Below are 23,434 nucleotides of genomic sequence, written 5' to 3'. Positions count from 1 at the left end.
CGTCGCGCAGGGCCGGCCATGTGGACCGAGCCGGCCCTGCATACCACCATCTTTCATGCCAAGGAGATGAACATGCTCCATTCCCCGATCGATCGGGTCGCCAGCGCGACTCCGCCTGCAATCGCGGCCCGGGTCAAAGGCCTGTCCGATCGCGCAATAGCCTGGCTCTTCGTAACACCGTCGATCGTGTTGCTGCTCGCCATCAACATCTTTCCACTGATCTGGACGATCAGGCTGAGTTTCACCAACTTCAGGGTGAACCGGCCCAACGCGCCGATCGAGTTCGTCGGCTTGCGCAACTACATCAACATCCTGACGGATAGCGATATCTGGCAGAGCATGCAGGCCACCGCTCATTTCCTGATCTGGACCATCGTGCTGCAGGTGCTGATCGGCTTTTCGCTTGCCTATCTGATCAACAAGAAGTTCCGCGGCAACGACCTATGGACGACGATCATCGTGCTTCCGATGATGCTGAGCCCCGCCGTCGTCGGCAACTTCTGGACCTTTCTCTACCAGCCGCAAATCGGCCTGTTCAACTACGTGGTCGGCTTCCTCACAGGGAACGATCCTTCCAGCTTCTCGATGATCGCCAACACGTCGCTGGCACCTTGGGCCATCGTCATCGTCGACACCTGGATGTGGACGCCCTTCGTGATGCTGATCTGTCTTGCAGGACTGCGCTCCATTCCAGACAGCATTTACGAGGCGGCCGAATGCGACCGCGCGAGCAAATGGCGTCAGTTCTGGACCATCACCATCCCGATGGTGCTGCCGTTCCTGATGCTGGCCGTCCTCTTCCGCGGCATCGAGAATTTCAAGATGTTCGACCTCGTGGTTCAGCTGACCGGCGGCGGTCCGGGATCGATCACCGAACTGACCTCGATCAATTTGAAGCGCGCCGCTTTCGAGCAATGGCGAACCGGCTACGCATCCGCCTACGCCGTCATTCTTTTCGTCACCGTCTTCGGCCTTGCGTCGATCTACGTCAAAGCTCTGAACAAGGTGAAACAACGATGAGCTATTCCGTAACCGAACCATCCGGGCGTCAGAAGTGGGTTGCCGGTATTCTGGTCGTCTTCTACGCCGTCGTCACCCTCCTTCCGCTGCTGTGGATCATCGGGACCGGTTTCAAATCACCTGAGGACGCGATCGCCTATCCGCCCAAAATGGTGTTCCAGCCGACGGTCGAGGGATATGTGAACCTCTTCACGACCCGCACCCGCGTGCCTGAGGATCAACTCAAGGCACTGGGCGAACCGACGACCTGGTACGATAAACTGGTCCGCAAGGAGGGCGTCGTCATTACCGGTGCTTCGCGCTTTGCCGAGCGGTTCTATAATTCCGTCATCATCGGATTTGGCTCGACCGTCCTGTGCATCACGCTCGGCACGGCGGCTGCCTATGCCTTTTCGCGGTTCAAGGTGCCGTTGAAGGACGATCTTCTCTTCTTCATTCTGTCGACGCGCATGATGCCGCCGATCGCCGTCGCCATCCCGATCTTCCTGATGTTCCGATCGCTGGGTCTCAGCGACACGCATGCCGGCATGATCCTGCTCTATACCGCGGTAAACCTGTCCCTCTCGGTCTGGCTGCTGAAGGGTTTCATCGACGAAATCCCGATCGAATACGAAGAGGCGGCACTGATCGACGGCTATACGCGCTTCCAGGCCTTCTACAAAGTCGTGCTGCCCCAGGCCGTCACCGGCATCGCATCGACGGCGATCTTCTGCCTGATCTTCGCATGGAACGAATATGCCTTTGCCGTCCTCCTCACATCGGGCAACGCGCAAACGGCGCCGCCGTTCATCCCGACGATCATCGGCGTCAGCGGCCAGGACTGGCCCGCCGTCGCCGCCGGCGCCACCATCTTCCTGGTGCCGGTCATGGTCTTCACGATCCTGCTTCGCAAACATCTCCTGCGCGGCATTACCTTCGGAGCGGTCCGCAAATGACGACCTTTCTCAATCGCCTGTTCCGCCTGCGCCGCGATGCATGGGAAATGGTGGCGTCGATCCTGATCGCGCTTGGCGTCGTGATGCTGATGCAGCCCCTGTCGCTGTCGCTCTACTCCTACTCTTTCATCGTGACGCTTGTGGGAACAGTGATGTTCGTCGTCGTCAGCCATTTCCCGGAGTGAAGCATGGCACAGATCAGAATTCAGAATGTGCGCAAGGATTTCGGAGCCTTCAACGCGGTGAAGGCTTCCACCTTCACCGTTGAAGACGGCGAGTTCTTCATGCTTCTCGGCCCGTCCGGCTGCGGCAAGACGACAACCCTGCGGATGATGGCGGGGCTCGAGCTTCCAACCAGCGGCGAAATCTACATCGGCGGCGAAGAGGTGGGGATGAAGAGGGCGAGCGAGCGCGACATCGCCTTCGTCTTCCAGATGTTCGCTCTCTATCCCCACATGAACGTCCGCAAGAACATTTCCTATCCCTTGGTGAGCCAGGGCATGAGGAGGGCCGAGGTCACCGCGCGCGTCGCGGAAGTCGCGAAGATCCTGAAGATCGAGAACATCCTCGATAAGCCGGTCGGTGGCCTCTCCGGCGGCGATCGGCAGCGCGTCGCGCTCGGTCGCGCCATCGTGCGCAATCCGAAGGCCTTCCTCATGGACGAGCCGCTCGGCGCGCTCGACGCCGAGTTCCGCGAGCACATGGCCGAAGAATTGCGGGCTCTGCATGACCGCATGGGCGCGACCACCGTTTATGTGACCCATGACCAGCTGGAAGCCATGCAGATGGGCGACAAGATCGTGGTGATGAACCACGGCGTCGTCGAACAATTCGGCAAGCCCCAGCAGATCTACGACTGGCCAGCGACGAAGTTTGTTGCGAAATTCATCGGCTCGCCGCCGATGAATTTCCTCGAATTTGAAGGCTCGATCGGCGCCGGCGACGACCAGGTCAGCCTCGCCGGACACGTGGTGAAGGTTCCGGTCTGCCGGGACGAACGCCTTGGCAAACTCGCCCTGGGCGTAAGACCCGAACATATCAGCTTCACCGACGATTCAGCCTATCGCGGGCGGGTTATTGCCGTCGAATATCTCGGCACGACGCAGATCGTCACGATCGACACCGCCCACGGTGAGATCAAGGCCCGCACACCGTCCAATCAATCCGCACATGTCGACGAACTGATCGGCCTGGATTTCGATTCCAGGAACCTGACGATCTTTGACTCTGCGACCGGAAACGCGCTTGTTTCCGAGGCCAACGAAGGAGTGGTGCGCCGTGGCTGAGGTCATCCTGAAAAACATCACCAAATCCTTCGCCGGCCATCGTGCACTCGATGACGTCTCGATGATCGTCCCCGACGGCTCGTTCGTGGTCCTTCTTGGACCGACGGGTGCGGGCAAGACGACGACTTTGCGCATGGTGTCCGGCCTCGACAACCCCGATGTCGGCGAAGTCATGATCGGCGGACGGTCCATGCGCGGCCTGACGCCGGCCCAGCGCAACGTCGCCATGGTGTTCCAGCAATATTCGCTCTATCCGCATCTGTCGGTCCGCCAGAACCTGGAATTTCCCCTGAAGTCGCCCTTGCTGAAGACGCCGCAGCGCGTGATCGACGAGAAGGTGAACGCGATTGCGGAAATCCTCCAGATCTCCCACAAGCTCGACAACAAGGCGACCGCGCTATCGGGCGGAGAAATGCAGCGCGTGTCGATCGGGCGCGCACTGGTCAGGAACCCGCAGATCTATCTGATGGATGAGCCGCTGAGCTCACTCGACGCCAAGCTTCGCGCCGATCTCCGAATCGAGCTCAAGAATATCCAGGCCAGATCCGGCGCGACGCTGCTCTATGTCACCCACGACCAGGTCGAGGCGATGACGATGGCAACCCATGTCGGCGTTCTCCAAGAGGGCAGGCTCGTCCAGTTCGGCTCCCCGCGTGAGATCTACGAACATCCGGTCAGCATCTACGCCGCGACGCGCCTCGGGCAGCCCCGCATCAATGTCATTCCCGCGGAGCTCTTCCCAGGCGCGCCGGCGAAGGCCAAATCGATCGGCTTGCGGCCCGAGCATATCGATCAGGGCGATGGCCAGGATGCGACGGTTACGCGCGTCGAACATCTCGGCGATCAGACGCGCCTCCATATCACGTTCAAGACACATAATCTGATCACCGTCACCGACGTCCATACCGAGCTCAAGGGCGGTGAAACCATCAAGATCCAGCCGAACAAGCCGCTCTATTTCGACGCGGCCGGCATGCGCTTAGTTTAAGGGAGGCGAGAATGTCACAGTTCCTCAACAGCAAGGAAAACGCGGTCACCGAAGCACTCGACGGCCTTCTGGCCGCATCCGGCGGCGCGCTCAGCCGCCTCGACGGATATCCGCATATTCGCGTCGTCGTCCGCTCCGATTGGGACAAGAGCAAGGTTGCGATCGTCTCCGGCGGCGGCTCGGGACACGAGCCCGCACACGCCGGTTTCGTCGGCAAGGGGATGCTGACTGCAGCCGTATGCGGCGATGTCTTTGCCTCGCCGAGCGTGGACGCGATCCTTGCCGGTATCCTGGCCGTCACCGGACCAGCCGGCTGCCTGCTCATCGTGAAGAACTATACCGGCGACCGCCTCAATTTCGGTCTCGCCGCCGAACGCGCACGCGCCTTTGGCCTGAACGTCAGCATGGTCATCGTGGATGACGACATCGCGCTGCCGGATCTCCCGCAGTCCCGCGGCGTGGCCGGAACCCTGTTCGTTCACAAGATCGCGGGTGCGCTCGCCGAGAGCGGCGCCGACCTCGGGGCGGTGAGCAAAGCCGCGCGCCGGGTGATCGAAAACACCAGTTCGATCGGCATGTCGCTCGATACGTGCACAGTGCCGGGCTCTCCGAAGGAGCACCGAATTCCGGACGGTCACGCCGAGCTCGGTCTCGGCATTCACGGTGAAGCCGGTGTCGAGCAGGTCGAATATTCGGGTGCGAAAGGCGCGGTCGCCGCGATGGTCGAGCGTCTTGCGCAATCGATGGATGACAGATCTCACGTCGTCCTCGTGAACAACCTCGGCGGCACCTCGGTCCTGGAAATGTCGGTCGTCGTTCACGAACTCCTCCAGTCAGCCATCGCGGGCAGGATTTCACACATCGTCGGACCGGCGCCGATGATGACGTCTCTCGACATGCAGGGATTCTCAATCTCGGTCTTCCCTGCCGGCAAGGCAGAACTGGAGCTTCTTTCCAAGCCGGTTGAACTTGCCGCCTGGCCGGGCGTGACAGCCGTCAAACCTGTTACGGTGCTTTCGCTGCCGGACGGATTGACGCCGATCGCCCCGATTGCATCAAGGCACGAACCCACCCGCCAGTTCCTGACGGATTGCTGCAATCTTCTCATCGGCGCGGAGAGGGACTTGAATGCGCTCGATGCGAAGTCGGGCGACGGCGATACCGGTTCGACCTTGGCCGGTGCTGCCCGCTCGCTCATCGAGGCGCTTGATCGTCTCCCCCTCTCTGATCACACCCAGCTCTTCCGGGCCATGGGGCAGGAACTCAGCCAGACCATGGGCGGCTCCTCGGGTGTGCTTCTCGCAATCTTCTTTGCCGCGGCCGGCGATGGCGCATCGAGCGGGCTGAGCATTCGCGAAGCCCTCAAGGCCGGCCTCTCCCGAATGCAGGAGATCGGCGGCGCGCGTCTGGGCGATCGGACGATGGTCGATGCTCTCTCGCCGGCCCTGGATGCGCTCGACGTGGGATTTGCCGCGGCTGCGGAAGCCGCCCGCGCCGGCGCGGACCTGACCGCCACGCTCGTTCATGCGAAAGCCGGACGCGCCGCATACATCAACGCCAAGCAGCTCGAAGGCCATATCGATCCCGGCGCGGAAGCGGTGGCCCGGCTCTTCGAATTCCTGGCTCTCCGCCCCGATGAGGCGGCAGAGACCGGCAGGCGCATCACCGGCTGAATGTCGACAATGACGATTATCCAGGATATGGAACTTGGCGGGCCTATCTCAGCGATCGAAATGAAGCGTTACCAACCTTAACGAGGTGAAACCGGCGAATGCGCAATGAAGGCGGCCGCTGTGTCGTGATGCGGTTCGGGCAGGCAGCCGAGGGCCACGAGTGTGGCTCTCACCGCCTCATCGATCGGTGTGCGCGGCTCCTTGCCGAGTTCGGCCACAAGCTTGGCGTTGCTCATCCTGAGCGGCACCTTCCAGAGATAGCGCATCTCCTTGATCTCCCTCATGATGGGCATAAAAGGCGCGGCGAGCGGCACGATCCACCACGGGAAGCCGGCGATCTTTGCTTTGCCACCGGAAACGCGCTTGATCGCTTCCGCCATCTGCATGCCATCGGCATCCCAGAAGCCATCCATATGATAAACGGCAAAGGGCGGCAGCCGATCGGCCCGCTCGATGAGCTGGACGATGGTTTCCGCCATGTCGGGCAGATAGGTCCACTGATGGCCGACGCCGCGCCGTCCCGGATTCTTGATTGTGCCAACCGGCTTGCCCGGCGTCACCAGCCCCGATGAAAACCAGCTGTTGGCCGTTGCGCCCGGACCGAAGAAATCGCCGGCCCGCACGATGATCGCGCCCGCGCCGGATTGCGATGCCGCCTTCAGCCGCGTCTCCATCTCGACACGGATCGCACCCTTCCTGGTCACCGGATGCTGCGGGCTTTCCTCCGTCGGCGCCGGCAGAGCATCGGGACCGAAATTATAGACGTTGCCCGGCAGAACGATGCGCGCACCGACGGCGCGAGCGGCGGCAATGGTATTGTCGAGCATCGGCAGCACGAGCTTTTCCCAGTCGCGATAGCCGGGCGGATTGACCGCGTGGACAATCAGGTCAACACCTTCAGCCGCCTCCAGCACGTCGCTGGCATTCATCGCGTCGCCCTGCACCCATTCGAATGCCGGCTCGTTCTTCGATGCCTTGGCGGCGTCGCGGTTGAGCGCCCGGATGCGCCACCCGCGGGCGAGAAGCTTGCGGGCGATTGCGCCGCCGATGCCGCCGGTCGCGCCGAGAACCAGCGCCGTGATCTTGGTCTCTCCACTCATCGCAATCATCTCCTTTCAATTGCATGAGATGACTATGCCCCTGCTTTCCGATAAACAAAATTGACGAAATAAGTGGATCAGTTATACAAAAACATATGCCTCTCGAACCAAGCTGGGATTTCTACCGCAGTTTCCTGACCGTGCTCCAGCAGGGGTCGCTTTCGGCCGCCGCGCGCGAACTGGGGCTGACGCAGCCGACCATAGGCCGCCATGTCGACGCACTGGAACAGGCGATCGGCGCCGAGCTCTTCATCCGGTCGCCGAACGGCCTCGTGCCAACCGACGCCGCACAGGCGCTGAAACCCTATGCCGAAACGCTGGCGGCAACCGCCGCCGCCCTTTTGCGCACCGCATCCGGCGAGCGCGAGAGGGTAGCCGGAACGGTCAGGGTCAGCGCCAGCGAGGTCGTCGCCGTCGAGATCCTGCCTCGGATTCTCGGGCCGCTGCAGGAAGCCTATCCCGAACTCCACATCGAGCTCTCGGCATCCGATGCGATCGAAGATCTGGTAAATCGCGAGGCCGATATCGCCGTACGCATGGCCGAGCCGCAGCAGGATGCTCTCATGGTGCGCCGCATCGGCGACATCCCGATCGGCTTCCACGCCCACCGCCGCTATCTCGAACGGCACAGCATTCCGCAAACCATGGCGGACCTCGCCAACCACCGGCTCATCGGCTTCGACCGGCAGACGGCCTACGTCCGCATGGTGATGAAACGCTATCCGGCGCCCGAAGGGATCAAATTCTCCTACAGGACCGACAGCAATCTTGCCCAGCTCTCCGCAATCCGCGCCGGCGTCGGCATCGGCCTCTGCCAGATCGGACTGGCCCGCGAAAACCCCGACCTCGTGCATGTGCTTCCCGATGCGTTCGAGATTCCGCTCGGCACATGGGTGGTCATGCACGAAAGCCTGAAGACCTCACCGCGCTGCCGCGCCACTTTCGACGCGCTGGTCAAGGGGATCCGGGCTTACCATCGTCATTCCACCGGCGCGCAAGCGGAGATCGAGATCGATTTTCGATGAGAATCATGGGCAATCTCGCAGCATCTATGGAGATAACGATGCACAAGCCGGTTGAACTCGTGAGCTATGACAGGGAATGGCCGGAAGCTTTCCAGCGCATCCGAGCCAAGCTGTTGGCTTTGCTGCCGCAGGCGCTCGCCATCGATCACGTCGGCAGCACCGCCATACCCGGTATGGCCGCCAAGCCCCTCATCGATATCGACATTGTCCTTCCCGGTCTGGAGCATATCGAGAATGCGACGCAGGTGCTTCTCTCGGAAAACTACGAACCGCGCGGCAACCGCTATGACGACGAGGTTTGGGCATTCTTATCGAGAGGTTCGATGCCGGCGGAGCGCGTCTACCTTTGCCCGGCCGGCAACGGCACGCATCGAAACAGGCTGGCTTTCCGGGATTATCTCATCGCGCATCCCGAGGCGGCGGCCGATTATGCCGCGCTGAAACGCAGGCTGGCAGCTGAATTCCGAATGGATGGCGATCGCTATACCACTGAGAAGCGCGAGTTTGTCGACACGATTGTCACGCGGGCATTGAGGGGCTAGGTGCATGTCGCGCAAAAGCGCGCGGTTGTGCGATAACGGCATGCGCAAAGACAAGGACTTAAATCGCAGCGAGCGAATCTGAAAGATCACGACGCGCTTTAGGGTTAATGTCCAGCGCTCTGCGAGGCTCCAGCCGATCGCTCCTGCCATAAGCCGTCGACCACCTCGGTTTCCGGCCGGTCACCGCCCTCAGCATATTCCTCATGCCATTTGCCGTTTTCGTCCTGCCAGCTGATCTCGGCGGAATCGCCGCCGACCTGCTGTTCGGCCGCGACGATGCGCGCAGCTTCGAGCGCCTCGGCATGGGTCGGGAATGCCTCGGAATAGACGCCTCCAAGCCTGTAGGCCCAACCGCCGTCATGCGGCACGACTTCATAGACCACCTTGATCATGCATCCGTCTCCTCATCATCTTGTTGCGCATTCGCATGCTTCCGGACAGGGTCCGGATCATCGCGGCCGCGTGACGAGAATTCGAGGACGCCGCGATCTGCTTTCCGGCCCCGATGGCGTTCAGTATTCCATTAAACGCCGAAGACTGCAAATAGCAGAGTGCCACCGTGCGCTTCCCTTCCGAAATCAGTGACTTAGTTAAAAGGCGTGAATCACAACGGGAGCCGAGGCTTGGGTATCGCGTCACGCCTTAACGAGGAGAGGTTTCTGGTCACCGCACTCGTCGTCGCGGTGATGGCCTATCTTCTGGAACACACGGTTATCGAGATGGGGCGCGGCTTGGCGCTCATCGCCACCGCCGCCTTGGTCGCCACCATCGTACTCGCCTCCATCCGCGTCGCCCATCATGCCGAACTCCTCGCCGTCAAGGTCGGTGATCCCTACGGCACGATGATTCTGACACTTTCGGCTCTCGCCGTCGAAGTCATCATCCTCGCCACCATGATGAGCGGCGAGAGCTCGCCGACGCTCGTGCGCGACACGATCTACTCGGCCCTGATGTTCGATATCAACGGCATCCTCGGCCTCGCGGCCCTCCTTGGCGGCCTCAAGCATGGGGAGCAGCCCTACAACGACAATTCGGGCAAGACCTACGGCGTGATGATCCTGACCGCCATGGGCATTTCGATGATCGTGCCGGAATTCGTGCCGAGCGATAAGTGGCACTATTATTCCGCCTTTACCATCGTCGCGATGATCGCTCTCTACGGCCTCTTCCTGCGTATGCAGGTCGGCCAGCACAGCTATTTCTTCAGCTACAGCTATCCGCGCTCCGAGCGGAAGCGGGAAAGTCAGGAAGAACACGGCGCCGACGGACCGGCCGCTGTCTCGATCGCCACCATCCTCGTCGGCGTCGTCATCATCGGCCTGCTGGCGGAGTTCATGTCGGCTTTCATGACCGAAGGCCTGCGCGACAGCGGCGCGCCGATCGCGGTGACCGCCGTCGTCGTCGCGGCGATTTCGGCCGCGCCTGAAATCCTGACCGCGTTGCGGGCGGCGCTCAAGAACCGAATGCAGGCGACCGTCAACATCGCCATGGGCGCCTCGCTGTCGACGGTGATCCTGACGGTGCCCGTCATGGAGGCGATCGCACTCTATACCGGCCAGCCCTTCATCATGGCGATGACCCCGGTGCAGACGGTGATGGTAACGATCACCTTGATTGCCGCCGCGATCAACCTCAACGACGGCGAGACCAACGCCATAGAAGGCATGACGCATTTCATCCTCTTCGCCACCTTCGTCATGCTGACGGCGCTTGGTCTCTGAGGGCTCCCTCACCGCGGAAAAAGGGAAAGAACAGGCTGTTTAGGCGGACTGTTGGGCGAAGAGCAGGCGTTCGCGGGCCGCGAACCATTCCTCGGCGTAATCGTCGTTCTTGTGTTCCTCGAAATAAGGCCCGCCATCGGTGAAATGGACGTTCTTGGCGTCTTCGCGGTAGTCGTATTCATTGACGAGGTAATTCCACGTCACCGGCAATTCGCCGATGAGGTCTTCATTCTCCAGCCATTTGAACTGATGGAGTTGCAGCCCGGTCGCGGTATTGACGTAGTCGGGCGTCAGCGCGCGGCATTCGTCATTGTTGAAGAGGATGAGGCTCGACCAGTTCTTCTTTTCGTACTTGGTCTGTGCCTGGCCGAGGAACTTGGTGTCGATCTTCGGCTGGTAATCGTGTTTGACGCACATGGCGGCGTAACGCTCGTCGCGCAATGCCCAAAGCTCGGCGATATCGGCACGCATCAGCATGTCGCAATCCATGAAGATGCTCCAGCCGTCGTAACCGCTGAGATAGGGCGTCAGGAAACGCGAGAAGGAAAACTCCGTGGATTGCATCGCGTTGCGCTGGCGGGTGAAAATCCCGCCAAGGTTGGAGAGCGCAATGGGCGAGAACTCGATCGGGATCGACGACTTCTCGATGATGCTCTGCACGAGAACGTGGTAGGCGACCACTTCCTTGGGATCGAATCCCACAAATATTCGAACGTTCTGTTGTTCCATTGTCCACCTTGATCGCCAGTATCGGCAACAGCTTTCGTGGCCACCCACGCCTGTTAGCAAAGGCCCGCGACAGTCATCCCTTCGACTTTTCGAGAAAACGCTGCTTGCGGGTTTTCGGTTTGAACCGCCGAAAGAAATTGTCGACGGCGCGGATGAACTTGGTGACGGACATCAGCCTGTCGATCTGGCTGTTCGTATTGTCGAGCCGCTCCGACAAGACCTCAGCCGCAGTCATCGCGATCTCGATCGGCGGCACCTCAGGAAACCGTTTGGCGAGCGCCGAATAGGGGCTGGCATCGACGCCGCCCATCATCGAGATCGATCCCATGCGCGCAAAGAGACGCAGGAAGATCTGCTCGAACGTCCAATCGTGCACGTCGAACACCTTCCACTTCTCGCTCCGTTTCGCCGAAAAGCCGGCAAGCAGGATCTTGCCCGGCAACTGCAGATCGGCGAGCCACAGCGCCACCGCAAAGCCGCTCGTCGCGATCTTGCCGATCGGATAGAGATCGGCGAGCATTTGCGTCAGATCAAGGTGACGGGCCTTAGCGCCTTCGAAGCGGCTCTTTTCGCTGAGATTTTCCTCGACGGAGACCCGGATGTTGACGACGCCGAGGAAATCGTCGCCGCCAAAGAACCGCAAGACATCCGCCGCCTCGCGCCGGTGGACGATATGGGCGCCCATCACGTCGCTGCGGGCAACCAGCATGGAATGGCCGACGAAGGGTTCGTCGAGCACCTTGTAGACCTTGTTGAAGAAGACGTAGAGCGCCGTCTCCGGCAATTCGCTCCGCAGCCGTTCAATATCGACCGCCTCGCTGTTTGCTACCAGCACGATATGGGAATAGCCCGACAACAACGCCTTCCACGCTTCCGGCGTCAGGAAATTGAAGCCACCATCCGGAGTGGTCGTAGCCTTGTTATCGCTGGGGATTGCTTCCATATCGCCTCACATGCACTTTCCAAGGACGACGCGTTCCGCCCGCCCGACTAGCTGTTGCTGAAATAGGCGCGCATCCGGGCAAGCCGCGTCAGCCCGCCGATCTGCTTTCCCACATGCGAGAGGAAGCCCGCCACTCGGTCCGTCGTCGACGGTTGCCTGCAGAAAGACGCCCAGGACGTGTTGCGAAGATCTTCGGCATAACGATCGGCCATCCGCCGGTGCACCCAGGGAACGTTCGCCTGCCACGGCTTCTTGCGGCCGGTAAAATGAAAGATGGCCGGCCGGCCGACGAAAGGCAGCAGGCCCGTCTGCGTATTCCAGCGCGGATCGAGCACCAGCCAATCGCTATCGAAAGTGACGTTCAGTGCATCCTGGTCGTTGTTCTCGAACAGGTGCGACCGTTCCTCGAAGATCTCCCGGGTCCTTGCGAAAAGCCCCCTCGCCCGGCAGGCCGACCAGTCGAACAGCAGCACGCCGGCATTGAAGTAACGGCCGCCCTCGCTCATGCCGATCTTGCGCTGGCGTGCGCCGGCCTTTTCGGGAAAGGCCATGACATAGTCGTCGACGGCAGCAAGCGCCTTGCCTTGGAGATCCCGCGTGAAGAGTTCGTCGACGGATGCCACCGCGAGCACATCGGCATCGAGGTAAAGCAGGCGCTCGATATGTTCTGGTATATCCCGATCCATATAGAGCCGCGCCAGCGTGGCGGCGGACCAGCGGCCCCGCGCCTGGAGGCCGGTGTCGGGCGTCTTATAGGGCAACACCCTGATCGCCATACCGTGAAGCCGCCCAAAATTATCGACCTCGGCGACCTCGTGCGGCTTGAGGTCAATGCCGAGAAGCAGGAACTCTACATCAGCATTGGTAAGATTGCGCTTGACGGAAAGCAGAGTGCAGCAGGCGGCCGGGAGCATGTTAACGTCAGAACAGACGATGACGGCACTCTGCTGCAAAATCCGGACCCCCGAAGCGGCAATTTGAACTTGATGCCGGATATCTAGTTGGTTTGGCGTCCGCCCGCAACAGCAGATCACCCGCCCCACCGGCACTCCCCGTCACGTTTTGAATCGGAATTCAACGACTTGCGAGGCGAAGTGGATTCAATGCGGCAACGGGTTGAATCGGGATGTGAACTTGGAGCCTTTCCTGGTCAGATTGCAGCATTCTGTTGGCTCAAACGGAGTTGGATGGTCGACCGGTCGGCGCGCGTCGGGCGATCGGCTCGGACGTACCTGCGGGTATGCCCGTCGCCAATCGCCTTTGCCCTGACGAAAACCTGCTCCGGCAGAACGCTGCAATCTGACCAGGAAAGGCTCTAAAGCCGCAGCGCCAAAGGATGATCGACGAGCAGCCGGTCGACGGTGGCAAGCTGCAAGCCTTCGACCTTGCACTGCGCCAGCAGCAGCCGATCAAAGGGATCACGCGTCTCCGGCTCGGGGTCGGCGGCAGTAATCACATGCTGAATTTCGATCCCCAGCAGGATCAGCCCTATTTCCTCAAGAGAACCGGCAATGTCTTCGAGCGGCATGCCGGGATCCAACTTTCCCAGACGAGCCTTGATCGCCGTTTCCCAAAGGCTCGCGACGCTGACGAAGCCCACGGTTTTGCTGTCGCCGAGCAGCGACGCGATCTCCGGAAATCGCGCGCCAGCATCCTTCCTCAGGATCGCGAGAACGATGTGAGTATCAAGAAGAAGTCTCATGACTCCGGCAAAGGCCTCAGGAGGAAATCCTCCGGCAGCGGATCGTCAAAATCATCCGCGATGAACGGCACCGGATTGGTAATACCCCGAGCACGAAGATAGGCCTGACCGGCCTCCAGATTCAAACCGCCGCGTTTCTGATGCGGCACCAGGTCGAACACCGGTCGGCCGTTCCGCGTGACGACAATGGTCTCGCCTGCCTCGACCTCGCGGGCAAGCTCGGTCAGGCGGTTCTTCGCGTCACGGATCGAAACGGTCTTCATGATACCAAATGTAGCCACATGCAGCCACACCGTCAACGCCGGATAAATAAAAGGCCCGCCGTCACCGGCAGGCCTTCGATCGATATGATCGCGGTTCGTTTTACTTGCAGGCGCCGCAGAAGCGCTGGATGCGGCGGCAGGCTTCCTCGAGCAGATCTTCCGACGTCGCATAGGAGATGCGGAAATTCGGGCCGAGGCCGAAGGCGGAGCCGTGAACGACGGCGACGCCTTCCGATTCCAGAAGCTCGGAAACGAAATCTTCGTCCGTCTCGATGACCTTGCCCGACGGCGCCGTCTTGCCGATCAGGCCGGCGCAGGACGGATAGACGTAGAAGGCGCCTTCCGGCACCGGGCAGACGATGCCCTTGGCCTGGTTCAGCATGGACACGACGAGGTCGCGGCGAGCTTCGAAGATTTTCTTGTTCGCCGGGATGAAGTCCTGCGTGCCGTTCAGCGCTTCGACAGCCGCCCACTGGGCGATCGACGTCGCACCCGAGGTCTGCTGACCCTGGATCATGTCCATTGCCTTGATGAGATGGAGCGGGCCGGCGGCATAACCGATACGCCAGCCGGTCATGGCATAGGCCTTGGAGACGCCGTTCATCGTCAGTGTGCGGTCGTAGAGGCTGGGCTCGACCTCCACGGGAGTGACGAACTTGAAGTCGCCATAGGTCAGGTGCTCGTACATGTCGTCCGTCAGCACCCAGACATGCGGATGCTTCATCAGCACGTCGGTCAGCGCCTTCAGTTCGGCATGCGTATAGGCCGCACCCGTCGGGTTGGACGGCGAGTTGAAGATGAACCACTTGGTCTTCGGCGTGATCGCCTTTTCGAGATCGGCGGCCTGGAGCTTGAAATTATGCTCCTGGGTGGCCGAAACGAACACCGGCGTGCCGCCGCAGAGCGCCACCATCTCCGGATAGGACACCCAGTAGGGCGCCGGAATGACGACCTCATCGCCCGGGTTCAGAGTCGCCATGAAGGCGTTGAACAGGATCTGCTTGCCGCCGGTGCCGACGATCGTCTGCTCCCAGGAATATTCCAGGCCGTTCTCGCGCTTGAACTTGGCGGCGATCGCCTTGCGCAGCTCAGGGATACCGGAAACCGGCGTGTACTTCGTCTCGCCGCGGTTGATCGCGTCGATGGCGGCCTTCTTGATATTGTCGGGCGTATCGAAATCCGGCTCGCCCGCGCCGAGGCCGATGACGTCGCGTCCTTTCGCTTTCAGCTCGCGCGCTTTCTGGGAAACGGCGATGGTGGCTGAAGGCTTCACACGGGAAAGAGCATCGGCAAGGAAGGCCATGATATCGGTCCTATTGGTTAAAACGGGCAGAAAGCCGGGACCGGAGTTCTGCGGTTAGCTCTATGTCCAATGTATGACGGCATTTCAAGGGCAAAGGCGTGATGGGGGCAATGATTCTTATCGATCGTTTTGCCGCACCGGCGGGCGGACCCGCCGTCGTTCTCACCGGGACTTGCAGCGCGCAGTCGAAACGCACCGCACACTCTTGTTTGGCTGGCCGCAGCTGTCATCCTCTATCTGGCTGCGGCGGGCGAGATCACCAGCAATGTATGGAACTTGCACATCTTCCATGTGCCGGCCGCGATATTTGCGGCCACGGCGCGCTTCTTCTGGCAAAGCTTTCATCTAAGACAACCCCGGCGGTCGTGCTCCGCTTGATCTGCATCGTGGTCGTCGCTGTGGGCTGGTCGACCCTTCCCCCTCGTCAGGACGATGAAGAAGCCAATCGCCATGAAGGGCAAGCTGCTTGACGAGGAACTGGCGCGGCTGGCGAAACCGGGCGACCTTGTCGTCGCCATCGCGCCCGAGGGCCGGCGATCCCGTCGCGGTCTATTACAGCAGGGCGCGCGGATGGGTGTTTCCACCCGGCGGAGGCGATTCCGAATGGTCGAAATTCGTCGCCAATGACGCCACGGCGATCGGGCAGCTCGAGGACCTGCGCGGCAGGGGGCGGATCTGTTCGGCGTGGCGAAGAACGCCGCCGACAAGCAGGATCTACGGTTCATCGAGCATCATGTCGGCGTCATCGATTATCTGAACAAGACCGCAACCAAGCTTGTGGATTCGGATGATTTGCTGGTCTACAGAATTACCCATCCATGAACGTCACGACAATTGGGGGCACGGGATTTGGGCAGGGTATGACCCCGGCCGCGGTATTTTCACGGTGACGATGATCATGTTTTTCGTCTTTTAAAATCAGAGAGATCGCCGGATTTCAATCGCGCCACGAATAAGCCGCAACAAATGCCGCCCGCCGCCGCAATTCGGTCGCGAGCGCGCCGAGATCGAAGCTGCATCATTCCCTCATCCAAAATTGGTTATTGAGGGTAGGCCAATGTTTCTGGAAGATGAGTTCGCCATTGGGCGCATGCGCATGCGCCGGATCTCCATTTCATGTCTTGTCGCCGTCACCGCCTTTGTCGCCTGCATCGCTGCGATGCTGGGGCTTGCCTCTGCCGCCCGCGCCGAGACGCGGCAGGCATCCGGCCAGCTCGCGGCCCTTCTACGGCCGAACGACGTCAATAGCGGCTCGCTGCTCTTCCCGTCGAAGGAACCGGGCTTTTATGTCGAAGCGCCGCGGCTGAAGACCGACGTCGCAATCGCTGTTTCCGGCCCGATCGCCAGGGTGAAGGTGACCCAGCGTTTCCAGAACCCGAGCCAGGGCTGGGTCGAGGGCACCTACGTCTTCCCGCTGCCGGACAATTCCGCCGTCGATGCGCTGAAGATGCAGATCGGCGAACGCTTCATCGAAGGCCAGATCAAGCCGCGCCAGGAAGCCCGCGAGATCTACGAGCAGGCCAAGGCTGAGGGCAAGAAGACAGCGCTGCTCGAACAGCAACGGCCGAACATCTTCACCAACCAGGTCGCCAATATCGGTCCCGGCGAAGAGATCGTCGTGCAGATCGAATATCAGCAGACGGTCCACCAGTCCGGCGGCGAATTCTCGCTGCGTTTCCCAATGGTCGTCGCGCCGCGCTACAATCCGGCGCCGATCGTCCAGACCGTCGAGTTCAACAACGGTGCCGGCTTCGCAACACCGAGAGACCCGGTGGAAAATCGCGAGAAGATCGAAACCCCGGTGCTCGATCCGCGCGAGAATGCCAAAATCAATCCGATCTCGTTGACAGTCAATCTCAAGGCTAGCTTCCCGCTCAGTGGAGTGAAGTCGTCCTTCCACGACGTCGATATCCGGGAGGACGGCGACCAGGCGAGAACGATCAGCCTGAAAGGAGACGCGGTTCCTGCCGACAAAGATTTCGAGCTCACCTGGAAAGCCGCTCCGGGCAAGACGCCAGGCGCCGGCCTCTTCCGCGAAGCGATTGATGGCAAGACCTATCTGCTTGCCTTCGTCACCCCGCCCACCGCGCCGGATGCGGCAGCGCCGGCAAAACGCGAAGTGGTCTTCGTCATCGACAATTCCGGCTCCATGTCCGGCCAGTCGATCGAGCAGGCAAGACAAAGCTTGGCGCTTGCCATCTCCAGATTGAACCCGGACGACCGCTTCAACGTCATCCGTTTCGACGATACGATGACCGACTATTTCAACGGCCTCGTCGCCGCTACTCCCGATAACCGCGAAAAGGCCATCGCTTACGTCCGGAGCCTGAACGCCGATGGCGGCACGGAAATGCTGCCGGCGCTCGAGGATGCACTTCGCAACCAAGGCCCCGTCGCAACCGGCGCTCTGCGCCAGGTCGTCTTCCTGACGGATGGCGCGATCGGCAACGAAAAACAGCTCTTCCAGGAAATCACCGCAAACCACGGCGATGCCCGCGTATTCACCGTCGGCATCGGCTCGGCGCCGAACACTTATTTCATGACCAAAGCCGCCGAGGTCGGCCGCGGCACCTTCACCCAGATTGGCTCGACCGACCAGGTGGCAAGCCGCATGAGCGAACTCTTCGCCAAGCTGCAGAACCCCGCAATGACCGATATCGCCGCAACCTTCGAAGGCATCGAAGCCGAGGATATCACGCCGAACCCGATGCCCGACCTCTATAGCGGCGAGCCCGTCGTTCTGACTGCGGAATTGCCGCAGGAAAAGCCTACCGGCAAGCTGCAGATCGTCGGCAAGACAGGCAACCAGCCCTGGCGCGTCGAGATGGATATCGCCAATGCCGCAGACGGCAACGGCATTTCCAAGCTCTGGGCGCGACGCAAGATCGACGATTTCGAGGCCCGTGCCTATGAGCGCCAGGACCCCGCGGCACTCGACAAGGACATCGAGACGGTGGCGCTCGCCCACCACCTCGTCTCGCGCGTCACCAGTCTGGTCGCCGTCGACGTCACGCCGTCGCGGCCGGCAACCGAACCGCTCGGCTCGACGAAGCTGCCGCTCAACCTCCCCGAAGGTTGGGACTTCGGAAAGGTCTTCGGCGAAAATGCTGTCCCTTCTGGCGGCGCCGAACGCCATGGCGCGGCCACGCCGGTTGGAAGAGCCGAACCGCAACGGACCGCAGCCGCAACCCAGGATCTCGCCGCATCGCCCGAGATCGCCAACTTGATGGCCGCGGCGCCGACGGCGAAAGCCGCCATGCTGATCGCGCAGAAGAGCTCAACCGTGAACTTGCCGCAGACGGCGACGCGCGCCGACGAGCAGATCATGCGCGGGCTCACCATGCTGCTGCTGGCGCTGGCGGCGGCGAGCGGGCTCGCCATCTGGCGCCGCCGCCTCAAGGGTCTCGTCACTGCCGGAGCCAAGCGCGATGGCTTCTAGCAACAATCAGGAAGCGGCCGAATTCGAGCCGCTTCCGACCTATCTGGAACTCGCCATGGCCGCCGCCACGGCCCACGACATGCCGAAGGCACGGAGGAGAAAGGGTTTCTTCCTCTGGCGTCTTTCGCCGATCGAAAAGACGATCGCCTTCGCCATTGCCGGTCTTGCTTTCTACGGCTTGACGCTGATCGGCGACGGCCTCCTGCTGAAGGCGAAGGCAGAAATCTCTCAGGTCCTGCTGAAGCGTGCTTTTGCCGCCGAACTGAGCGGCAAGGAGACGAAACCCTGGCCTTGGGCCGATTTCATCACTGAAGCGAGGGTGCGTGCGCCGCGCCTCGGCAAGGAGGCGATCGTGCTTTCCGGCGCCTCCGGCCAAGCGCTCGCCTTCGGTCCGGCCTGGCTCGCCAATACACCGCAGCCGGGCGACGAAGGCACCTCCGTCATCGCCGCCCATCGCGACACCCATTTCCGCTGGCTGCAATATATAAGGCCGGGCGATACGATCGAAGTTACCCGCCGCGACGGCAAGCTATTGACATTCAAGGCCGGCGAAGGCCGCGTTGCCCCCTGGGACGCGAGCGGCATCGACCCCTCCTCCGATGGCCGCCGCCTTGTACTGACCACCTGCTGGCCTTTCGATGCGACCGAACGCGGGCCGCTGCGCTACATCCTCGAAGCCGAACTGGTCGATGGTAACGCGGCCGGCTCCGTTCAACCGGCAAACACAAAGCCGTTATTACAGACAGACTGAGGCTTGAAGCTCTGCCCTGCCCACTCCACGTTCCGGATGGAGAGACGACGGGGAAGCAAATGACAAGAATATCCGCCTTCCATTTCGCCGCGACGCTGATTCTTTTCGGCGCCACTTCGGCCAATGCGGCCGATACCGTCAACACGCAGGGTCCTACGGTTCGCGTCGAAAAACTGGCCGATGGTCTCGAACACCCCTGGGCGGTCGAAGTGTTGCCCGACGGCGCCTATCTCGTCACCGAGCGGCCGGGCCGCATACGTATCATCCGCAATGGCAAGCTTTCCGAGCCGATCGGCAACGTGCCCAAAGTGAATGCCCGCGGCCAGGGCGGTCTTATGGACGTGGCGCTTGCCACGGACTTTGTCGCGAGCAGAAAACTCTATTTCACCGCCGCCATCGCCAACAAGCAGGGCTCCGGCACCGAGGCCTTCAGCGCGACGCTATCTCCTGACGAAAAGACGCTTGAGGCGGTGACGCCGATTTTCACCATGAAGCGCTTCACCTCAGGCAACATCCAATATGGCGCGCGTATCGCGATTGCCCCTGACGGCACGCTGTTCATCAGTGTCGGCGACCGCGGCGACCGCGACCGCTCGCAGGACTGGCAGGACGATGCCGGCTCGATCGTTCACATCAATGCCGACGGCAGCATCCCCGCCGACAATCCGTTCAAGGACGGCGGCAAGGCGCTGCCGGAGATCTGGTCGAAGGGCCACCGGAACCCGCAGGGCATCTCTTTCGATGCCAAGGACGGCAAGCTCTACACCGTCGAGCATGGCGCACGCGGCGGCGACGAGATCAATCGGATCGAAGCCCGCAAGAATTATGGCTGGCCGATCATCACCTACGGCCGTGACTATTCGGGCGCCGAGATCGGCGAAGGCACCGCCAAAAAAGGGCTGGAGCAGCCGCTGCACTATTGGGATCCTTCGATCGCGCCCGGCGCGCTCGCTGTCTATCGCGGCGCCATGTTCCCGGAATGGGACGGCGACTTCCTCGTCGCGGCACTGAAATTCCAGCTGCTCTCGCGCATGCAGCGCGACGAGAGCGGCGCCTTCGTCGCCGAAGAGCGCTTGTTCGAAGGTGATTACGGCCGCATCCGCGACGTCATCGTGGCGCCCGATGGCGCGCTGCTGATGGTGACGGACGAGGACGACGGCGCGCTGCTCAGGGTCTCGCGCGCTCCGGCCAGCAACGGTTGAGCGATCACAGCGCGCTGCGCAATTCCTTGCGAATGACGAATTTCAGCCCCGACCAGGTCCCGTCGACAGCGCAGACCTTGATGTCGACCAGGCCAGTTGGCAGCAGGATCTCCCGCAGCACGTCTTCGGTGATATCGGTCGGCACGCGTGAACTCTTCTTCGGCCAGGAGATCCAGATCATGCCGTCGGGCTTTAGGACCCGCAAAAGCGTTGGCGCCGCCGCTTCCAGCACCATGCGCTCAGTGACAAATAGATGCACATAGTCAAACGCCCGCAAAAGCGTCTCGGGAAGCACGCGGACGACCGAAGCAAAACCGGCGAAACCAACGATGTCTTCGATCGTTTCGGGAACATCGAGAAGAGCGGCAGCCTGCCCATGCGCAAGCCCGAGCTTCCTGGCAAGCGGCGTACCGGAATAGCTTGCCGTTCCGGGTGCAGCCATGTCGCTCGCCGGCCGCTGTTTTTCGTGTTGCATGCCTCCACCTCCCCCATCAGCACCAAGTCTTCGCCCTTGCCTAGCGGAAAGGCAACTGCTAACCGCTCGGACACATCTCCCTTCCCTTGGAGGACGACATGACGCGCATTCAGGCGAATCTCCTCCTGTTGTTTGCCGCCGCCATCTGGGGCGGCGGATTCGTCGCACAATCGACGGCGATGAAGGCGATCGGCCCCTTCTGGTTCATCGCCCTGCGTTTTGCGGTTGCCACATTGGCCGTCTTGCCTTTCGTTCTTCTGGAAGCGCGCAAGGCAGAGGCGAAGACCAGCGCGCGCCATGCCAGGCTCTACGTCCTTACCGGCCTTGCCCTTTTCAGCGGCGCTGCCACCCAGCAGGTCGGCCTGCAGACGACGACGGTAACGAATTCCAGCTTCATCACCGGCCTCTATGTCGTCTTCGTGCCGCTCATTGCCGTGTTCTTCCTGCGCCGTGCCCCGCATTGGATCATCTGGCCGGGCGCGCTGATGGCGCTCGCCGGCATCTATCTCCTATCCGGCGGTCATCTTTCGGCGCTCACCTCAGGCGATCTCCTGACCGTGGTCTGCGCCGTCTTCTGGGCGATCCAGATCACCCTTGCCGGCACGACCGTCTCCGAGAACGGAAGGCCACTCGCGCTGGCGGCCACGCAATTTGCCGTTACCACTGTCTTCGGGCTGGCCATTGCCGCAACGGTCGAACCGATCAGCCTTTCCGCGATTTGGTCCGCAGGACCCGAGATCCTTTATGTCGGCATCTTCTCGTCCGGTCTGGCCTTCGTGCTGCAGGTAATCGCGCAGCGCTACACGACGCCGTCGCAGGCGGCGATCTTCCTTTCGTCCGAAGCGCTCTTCGGTGCATCGCTCGCAGCCCTGATTCTCGGTGAGTCGATGCCGGCGACAGGATATACAGGTTGTGCGCTAATGTTTATCGCTATGCTTGTAGTCGAGATCGTCCCCGGATTTGCTCGCCGCCGCTTGCCAGCCGTCTGAACACGCCTCCAAATATGGGTGGACGCCGGATCTGGAAAAAAATTTTAGGAACCCGCAAGGCCCGTTTACGTTGCATTTTTGGCAAAATCTGCCCGAAACTTACATTGCGGACGATATGAATCGTTAATCATCCTCCGTTCGCGACGGAAATTTTGCGTTTTTGCGCAAACCAGATGTCGGGAGCAGTGTGCCCGGAAGGACACGTTAAAAAACTTTTGCTTGCCAAAATCCCTTAAACGCAGCACTCTCGGCTCGTTCGGGCATTTTGCGAGCATGGGAAGTCCTTAAGTATTTGCGCGCCGGGAACGCTAATATTCCGGTCAGCCGGTTCCAGAAAAAGCAGGCGAAAGTCCTGCTTGGAACAGGCCGAGGTAGAGGGGACCTTTTTCTCACATTTCAAGACTTGCCTGCTAACGCCTCCCGCAAGGAGGCAATGCTATGATGCTGCCCGTGTGGATGGCGGGCAGAGAGAAAAGGACCTGACGCATGGCCGAGACTGGCACTGTAAAATTCTTCAATACCGACAAGGGCTTCGGCTTCATCAAGCCGGACCGGGGCGGCGCCGATATCTTCGTTCACATTTCTGCCGTACAGGCCTCCGGGCTGGCCGGTTTGACGGAAAACCAGAAGGTAAGCTTCGACACGGAGCCGGATCGCCGCGGCAAGGGGCCCAAGGCTGTCAATCTGCAGATTGCCGGCTGAGCCCTTAACTAGGCTGTCGAATTCGAGTTGAAGCCCGGCAGCAATGCCGGGTTTTGTCGTTCAGCCTTCGTTCAGCTAGAAATCTCTAGGACTGACACCATCGAGAAGGAGCCGGAGTTCGGTTTCCGAGATTGGGACTTGATGGTTATGAACAGGCTCGCCAAAACTCTTCTGCTGACGGCAACGGCTGCCGCGCTTACTCTCTCCGTCATCGGCGACGCCTCGGCCGGCGACCGCCACTGGCGCCATCATAACAACAACGACGCCTTGGTCGGCGGCGCTGTCGGCCTCGCCACCGGTCTGATCGTCGGCTCGGCCATCGCCAACGCCAATAACGGCCCTGTTTACGACGAACCCCGCTACATCGACCCGCCTTACGAGCCGGGATATTACGAGCCTGCTCCGGTCTATCGCGCCCCGCGCCGCGTCTATGTCGAGCAGCCGCAGTATGTCGAACAGCCGAGATATTATGCGCCCGTCCGCACCTCGGTGGAGCCCTGGTCACCGCAATGGGAGCGTTACTGCTCCTACCGCTACCGCTCCTTCGATCCGCGCAGCGGCACCTATATCGGCAATGACGGCCGCAGCCATTTCTGCACTGCAGGCTGATTGTTCAAAATTCCTGATACAAAGCGCCGCTCCTCAG

General features: G+C 61.1%; 24 protein-coding genes and 1 pseudogene. 16 read left to right on the top strand and 9 right to left on the bottom strand.

Annotation, left to right across the window (positions count from 1 at the left end):
- Positions 1-72 precede the first annotated feature (72 nt).
- Genes J7U39_RS03970 through J7U39_RS03945 form a run of 6 tightly spaced genes read left to right on the top strand, consistent with a single transcriptional unit; the run spans position 73 to position 5,902 of the window.
- The gene (locus J7U39_RS03970; protein WP_210630507.1) at positions 73-1,020 is read left to right on the top strand and encodes a sugar ABC transporter permease; all 948 of its coding nucleotides are present in this window, start codon (positions 73-75) and stop codon (positions 1,018-1,020) included.
- On the top strand, positions 1,017-1,955 hold the full coding sequence (locus J7U39_RS03965; RefSeq protein ID WP_210630506.1) for a carbohydrate ABC transporter permease: 939 nt from the start codon (positions 1,017-1,019) through the stop codon (positions 1,953-1,955). Before J7U39_RS03970 ends, J7U39_RS03965 begins: the two co-directional genes overlap by 4 nt.
- Entirely contained in the window at positions 1,952-2,140 is a 189-nt protein-coding gene (locus J7U39_RS03960; protein WP_097610864.1) for a hypothetical protein, read from the top strand. The genes J7U39_RS03965 and J7U39_RS03960 overlap by 4 nt, the downstream gene beginning before the upstream one ends.
- Positions 2,141-2,143: 3 nt before the next feature.
- Positions 2,144-3,241, top strand: a complete 1,098-nt coding sequence (locus J7U39_RS03955; RefSeq protein ID WP_210630505.1) for an ABC transporter ATP-binding protein — start codon at positions 2,144-2,146, stop codon at positions 3,239-3,241.
- Positions 3,234-4,229, top strand: coding sequence for an ABC transporter ATP-binding protein (locus J7U39_RS03950; protein WP_210630504.1), 996 nt, complete (start codon positions 3,234-3,236; stop codon positions 4,227-4,229). The genes J7U39_RS03955 and J7U39_RS03950 overlap by 8 nt, the downstream gene beginning before the upstream one ends.
- A gap of 11 nt (positions 4,230-4,240) precedes the next feature.
- Positions 4,241-5,902 (top strand): dihydroxyacetone kinase subunit DhaK, encoded by a 1,662-nt coding sequence (locus tag J7U39_RS03945; protein ID WP_210630503.1) that lies wholly within the window; start codon positions 4,241-4,243, stop codon positions 5,900-5,902.
- A 77-nt stretch (positions 5,903-5,979) separates the two neighbouring features.
- Here the strand turns inward: J7U39_RS03945 and J7U39_RS03940 are convergent, their stop codons facing one another.
- Entirely contained in the window at positions 5,980-7,002 is a 1,023-nt protein-coding gene (locus J7U39_RS03940) for an NAD-dependent epimerase/dehydratase family protein (protein WP_210630502.1), read from the bottom strand.
- Between the two features lie 95 nt (positions 7,003-7,097).
- Here J7U39_RS03940 and J7U39_RS03935 point away from each other — a divergent pair, with 95 nt between their 5' ends.
- Together J7U39_RS03935 and J7U39_RS03930 are read left to right on the top strand one after the other, a co-directional pair.
- Positions 7,098-8,027: a LysR family transcriptional regulator gene (locus J7U39_RS03935; RefSeq protein WP_210630501.1), complete on the top strand. Its 930-nt coding sequence runs from the start codon at positions 7,098-7,100 to the stop codon at positions 8,025-8,027.
- A gap of 32 nt (positions 8,028-8,059) precedes the next feature.
- Positions 8,060-8,569, top strand: coding sequence for a GrpB family protein (locus tag J7U39_RS03930; RefSeq protein ID WP_210631585.1), 510 nt, complete (start codon positions 8,060-8,062; stop codon positions 8,567-8,569).
- A 104-nt stretch (positions 8,570-8,673) separates the two neighbouring features.
- Here J7U39_RS03930 and J7U39_RS03925 read toward each other — a convergent pair whose 3' ends face one another.
- A complete protein-coding gene (locus J7U39_RS03925; RefSeq protein WP_064804010.1) occupies positions 8,674-8,961 on the bottom strand; it encodes a DUF2188 domain-containing protein in 288 nt (95 codons plus the stop codon).
- Positions 8,962-9,192: 231 nt separating this feature from the next.
- Between J7U39_RS03925 and J7U39_RS03920 the strand changes: the two genes are divergently transcribed.
- Positions 9,193-10,290, top strand: a complete 1,098-nt coding sequence (locus J7U39_RS03920; RefSeq protein WP_210630500.1) for a calcium:proton antiporter — start codon at positions 9,193-9,195, stop codon at positions 10,288-10,290.
- 39 nt (positions 10,291-10,329) lie between these two features.
- Here J7U39_RS03920 and J7U39_RS03915 read toward each other — a convergent pair whose 3' ends face one another.
- The 6 genes from J7U39_RS03915 to J7U39_RS03890 all read right to left on the bottom strand — a co-directional run bounded on the left by J7U39_RS03915 (position 10,330) and on the right by J7U39_RS03890 (position 15,230).
- On the bottom strand, positions 10,330-11,019 hold the full coding sequence (locus tag J7U39_RS03915; protein ID WP_210630499.1) for a glycosyltransferase: 690 nt from the start codon (positions 11,017-11,019) through the stop codon (positions 10,330-10,332).
- A gap of 73 nt (positions 11,020-11,092) precedes the next feature.
- Positions 11,093-11,962 carry a 3-deoxy-manno-octulosonate cytidylyltransferase gene (locus tag J7U39_RS03910; RefSeq protein WP_210630498.1) on the bottom strand — a complete coding sequence of 290 codons (870 nt, stop codon included), beginning with the start codon at positions 11,960-11,962 and terminating at the stop codon, positions 11,093-11,095.
- A 47-nt stretch (positions 11,963-12,009) separates the two neighbouring features.
- On the bottom strand, positions 12,010-12,915 hold the full coding sequence (locus J7U39_RS03905) for a glycosyltransferase family 8 protein (RefSeq protein ID WP_210630497.1): 906 nt from the start codon (positions 12,913-12,915) through the stop codon (positions 12,010-12,012).
- Between the two features lie 362 nt (positions 12,916-13,277).
- Positions 13,278-13,664, bottom strand: coding sequence for a type II toxin-antitoxin system VapC family toxin (locus J7U39_RS03900; RefSeq protein ID WP_210630496.1), 387 nt, complete (start codon positions 13,662-13,664; stop codon positions 13,278-13,280).
- Positions 13,661-13,927 (bottom strand): type II toxin-antitoxin system prevent-host-death family antitoxin, encoded by a 267-nt coding sequence (locus tag J7U39_RS03895; protein ID WP_210630495.1) that lies wholly within the window; start codon positions 13,925-13,927, stop codon positions 13,661-13,663. The genes J7U39_RS03900 and J7U39_RS03895 overlap by 4 nt, the downstream gene beginning before the upstream one ends.
- Positions 13,928-14,027: 100 nt before the next feature.
- A complete protein-coding gene (locus J7U39_RS03890) occupies positions 14,028-15,230 on the bottom strand; it encodes a pyridoxal phosphate-dependent aminotransferase (RefSeq protein WP_210630494.1) in 1,203 nt (400 codons plus the stop codon).
- Between the two features lie 180 nt (positions 15,231-15,410).
- On the opposite strand from J7U39_RS03890, the pseudogene J7U39_RS03885 reads away from it, so the two are divergent.
- From J7U39_RS03885 to J7U39_RS03865, 4 genes and pseudogenes are all read left to right on the top strand, one after another.
- Positions 15,411-16,052: pseudogene (locus J7U39_RS03885) on the top strand (glycosyl transferase); the annotation flags it as partial.
- 235 nt (positions 16,053-16,287) lie between these two features.
- Positions 16,288-18,669: a marine proteobacterial sortase target protein gene (locus J7U39_RS03875; protein ID WP_210630493.1), complete on the top strand. Its 2,382-nt coding sequence runs from the start codon at positions 16,288-16,290 to the stop codon at positions 18,667-18,669.
- A complete protein-coding gene (locus tag J7U39_RS03870; RefSeq protein WP_210630492.1) occupies positions 18,659-19,420 on the top strand; it encodes a class GN sortase in 762 nt (253 codons plus the stop codon). Before J7U39_RS03875 ends, J7U39_RS03870 begins: the two co-directional genes overlap by 11 nt.
- A 59-nt stretch (positions 19,421-19,479) precedes the next feature.
- Positions 19,480-20,622, top strand: a complete 1,143-nt coding sequence (locus J7U39_RS03865) for a PQQ-dependent sugar dehydrogenase (protein ID WP_210630491.1) — start codon at positions 19,480-19,482, stop codon at positions 20,620-20,622.
- Positions 20,623-20,626: 4 nt separating this feature from the next.
- Here J7U39_RS03865 and J7U39_RS03860 read toward each other — a convergent pair whose 3' ends face one another.
- The gene (locus J7U39_RS03860; protein WP_210630490.1) at positions 20,627-21,097 is read right to left on the bottom strand and encodes a DUF3052 domain-containing protein; all 471 of its coding nucleotides are present in this window, start codon (positions 21,095-21,097) and stop codon (positions 20,627-20,629) included.
- Positions 21,098-21,195: 98 nt separating this feature from the next.
- On the opposite strand from J7U39_RS03860, the gene J7U39_RS03855 reads away from it, so the two are divergent.
- From J7U39_RS03855 to J7U39_RS03845, 3 genes are all read left to right on the top strand, one after another.
- On the top strand, positions 21,196-22,086 hold the full coding sequence (locus J7U39_RS03855; RefSeq protein ID WP_210630489.1) for a DMT family transporter: 891 nt from the start codon (positions 21,196-21,198) through the stop codon (positions 22,084-22,086).
- 486 nt (positions 22,087-22,572) lie between these two features.
- Positions 22,573-22,788, top strand: a complete 216-nt coding sequence (locus J7U39_RS03850) for a cold-shock protein (RefSeq protein WP_003561293.1) — start codon at positions 22,573-22,575, stop codon at positions 22,786-22,788.
- Positions 22,789-22,935: 147 nt separating this feature from the next.
- Positions 22,936-23,397 (top strand): BA14K family protein, encoded by a 462-nt coding sequence (locus J7U39_RS03845; protein ID WP_210630488.1) that lies wholly within the window; start codon positions 22,936-22,938, stop codon positions 23,395-23,397.
- Positions 23,398-23,434 lie beyond the last annotated feature (37 nt).

The organism is Rhizobium sp. NLR16a (assembly GCF_017948245.1).
In the GTDB taxonomy this organism is placed as follows: Bacteria; Pseudomonadota; Alphaproteobacteria; order Rhizobiales; family Rhizobiaceae; genus Rhizobium.
Note: the sequence above shows the minus strand (reverse complement) of the source record. Positions and strands in the feature narration are given on the sequence as shown.

Coding starts and splice junctions, on each gene's coding strand:
- J7U39_RS03910 (WP_210630498.1), bottom strand. CDS start 11,962: ATGGAAGCAATCCCCAGCGATAACAAGGCTACGACCACTCCGGATGGT.
- J7U39_RS03855 (WP_210630489.1), top strand. CDS start 21,196: ATGACGCGCATTCAGGCGAATCTCCTCCTGTTGTTTGCCGCCGCCATC.
- J7U39_RS03915 (WP_210630499.1), bottom strand. CDS start 11,019: ATGGAACAACAGAACGTTCGAATATTTGTGGGATTCGATCCCAAGGAA.
- J7U39_RS03870 (WP_210630492.1), top strand. CDS start 18,659: ATGGCTTCTAGCAACAATCAGGAAGCGGCCGAATTCGAGCCGCTTCCG.
- J7U39_RS03965 (WP_210630506.1), top strand. CDS start 1,017: ATGAGCTATTCCGTAACCGAACCATCCGGGCGTCAGAAGTGGGTTGCC.
- J7U39_RS03865 (WP_210630491.1), top strand. CDS start 19,480: ATGACAAGAATATCCGCCTTCCATTTCGCCGCGACGCTGATTCTTTTC.
- J7U39_RS03875 (WP_210630493.1), top strand. CDS start 16,288: ATGTTTCTGGAAGATGAGTTCGCCATTGGGCGCATGCGCATGCGCCGG.
- J7U39_RS03860 (WP_210630490.1), bottom strand. CDS start 21,097: ATGCAACACGAAAAACAGCGGCCGGCGAGCGACATGGCTGCACCCGGA.
- J7U39_RS03925 (WP_064804010.1), bottom strand. CDS start 8,961: ATGATCAAGGTGGTCTATGAAGTCGTGCCGCATGACGGCGGTTGGGCC.
- J7U39_RS03955 (WP_210630505.1), top strand. CDS start 2,144: ATGGCACAGATCAGAATTCAGAATGTGCGCAAGGATTTCGGAGCCTTC.
- J7U39_RS03895 (WP_210630495.1), bottom strand. CDS start 13,927: ATGAAGACCGTTTCGATCCGTGACGCGAAGAACCGCCTGACCGAGCTT.
- J7U39_RS03850 (WP_003561293.1), top strand. CDS start 22,573: ATGGCCGAGACTGGCACTGTAAAATTCTTCAATACCGACAAGGGCTTC.
- J7U39_RS03900 (WP_210630496.1), bottom strand. CDS start 13,664: ATGAGACTTCTTCTTGATACTCACATCGTTCTCGCGATCCTGAGGAAG.
- J7U39_RS03940 (WP_210630502.1), bottom strand. CDS start 7,002: ATGAGTGGAGAGACCAAGATCACGGCGCTGGTTCTCGGCGCGACCGGC.
- J7U39_RS03935 (WP_210630501.1), top strand. CDS start 7,098: ATGCCTCTCGAACCAAGCTGGGATTTCTACCGCAGTTTCCTGACCGTG.
- J7U39_RS03890 (WP_210630494.1), bottom strand. CDS start 15,230: ATGGCCTTCCTTGCCGATGCTCTTTCCCGTGTGAAGCCTTCAGCCACC.
- J7U39_RS03845 (WP_210630488.1), top strand. CDS start 22,936: ATGAACAGGCTCGCCAAAACTCTTCTGCTGACGGCAACGGCTGCCGCG.
- J7U39_RS03960 (WP_097610864.1), top strand. CDS start 1,952: ATGACGACCTTTCTCAATCGCCTGTTCCGCCTGCGCCGCGATGCATGG.
- J7U39_RS03945 (WP_210630503.1), top strand. CDS start 4,241: ATGTCACAGTTCCTCAACAGCAAGGAAAACGCGGTCACCGAAGCACTC.
- J7U39_RS03970 (WP_210630507.1), top strand. CDS start 73: ATGCTCCATTCCCCGATCGATCGGGTCGCCAGCGCGACTCCGCCTGCA.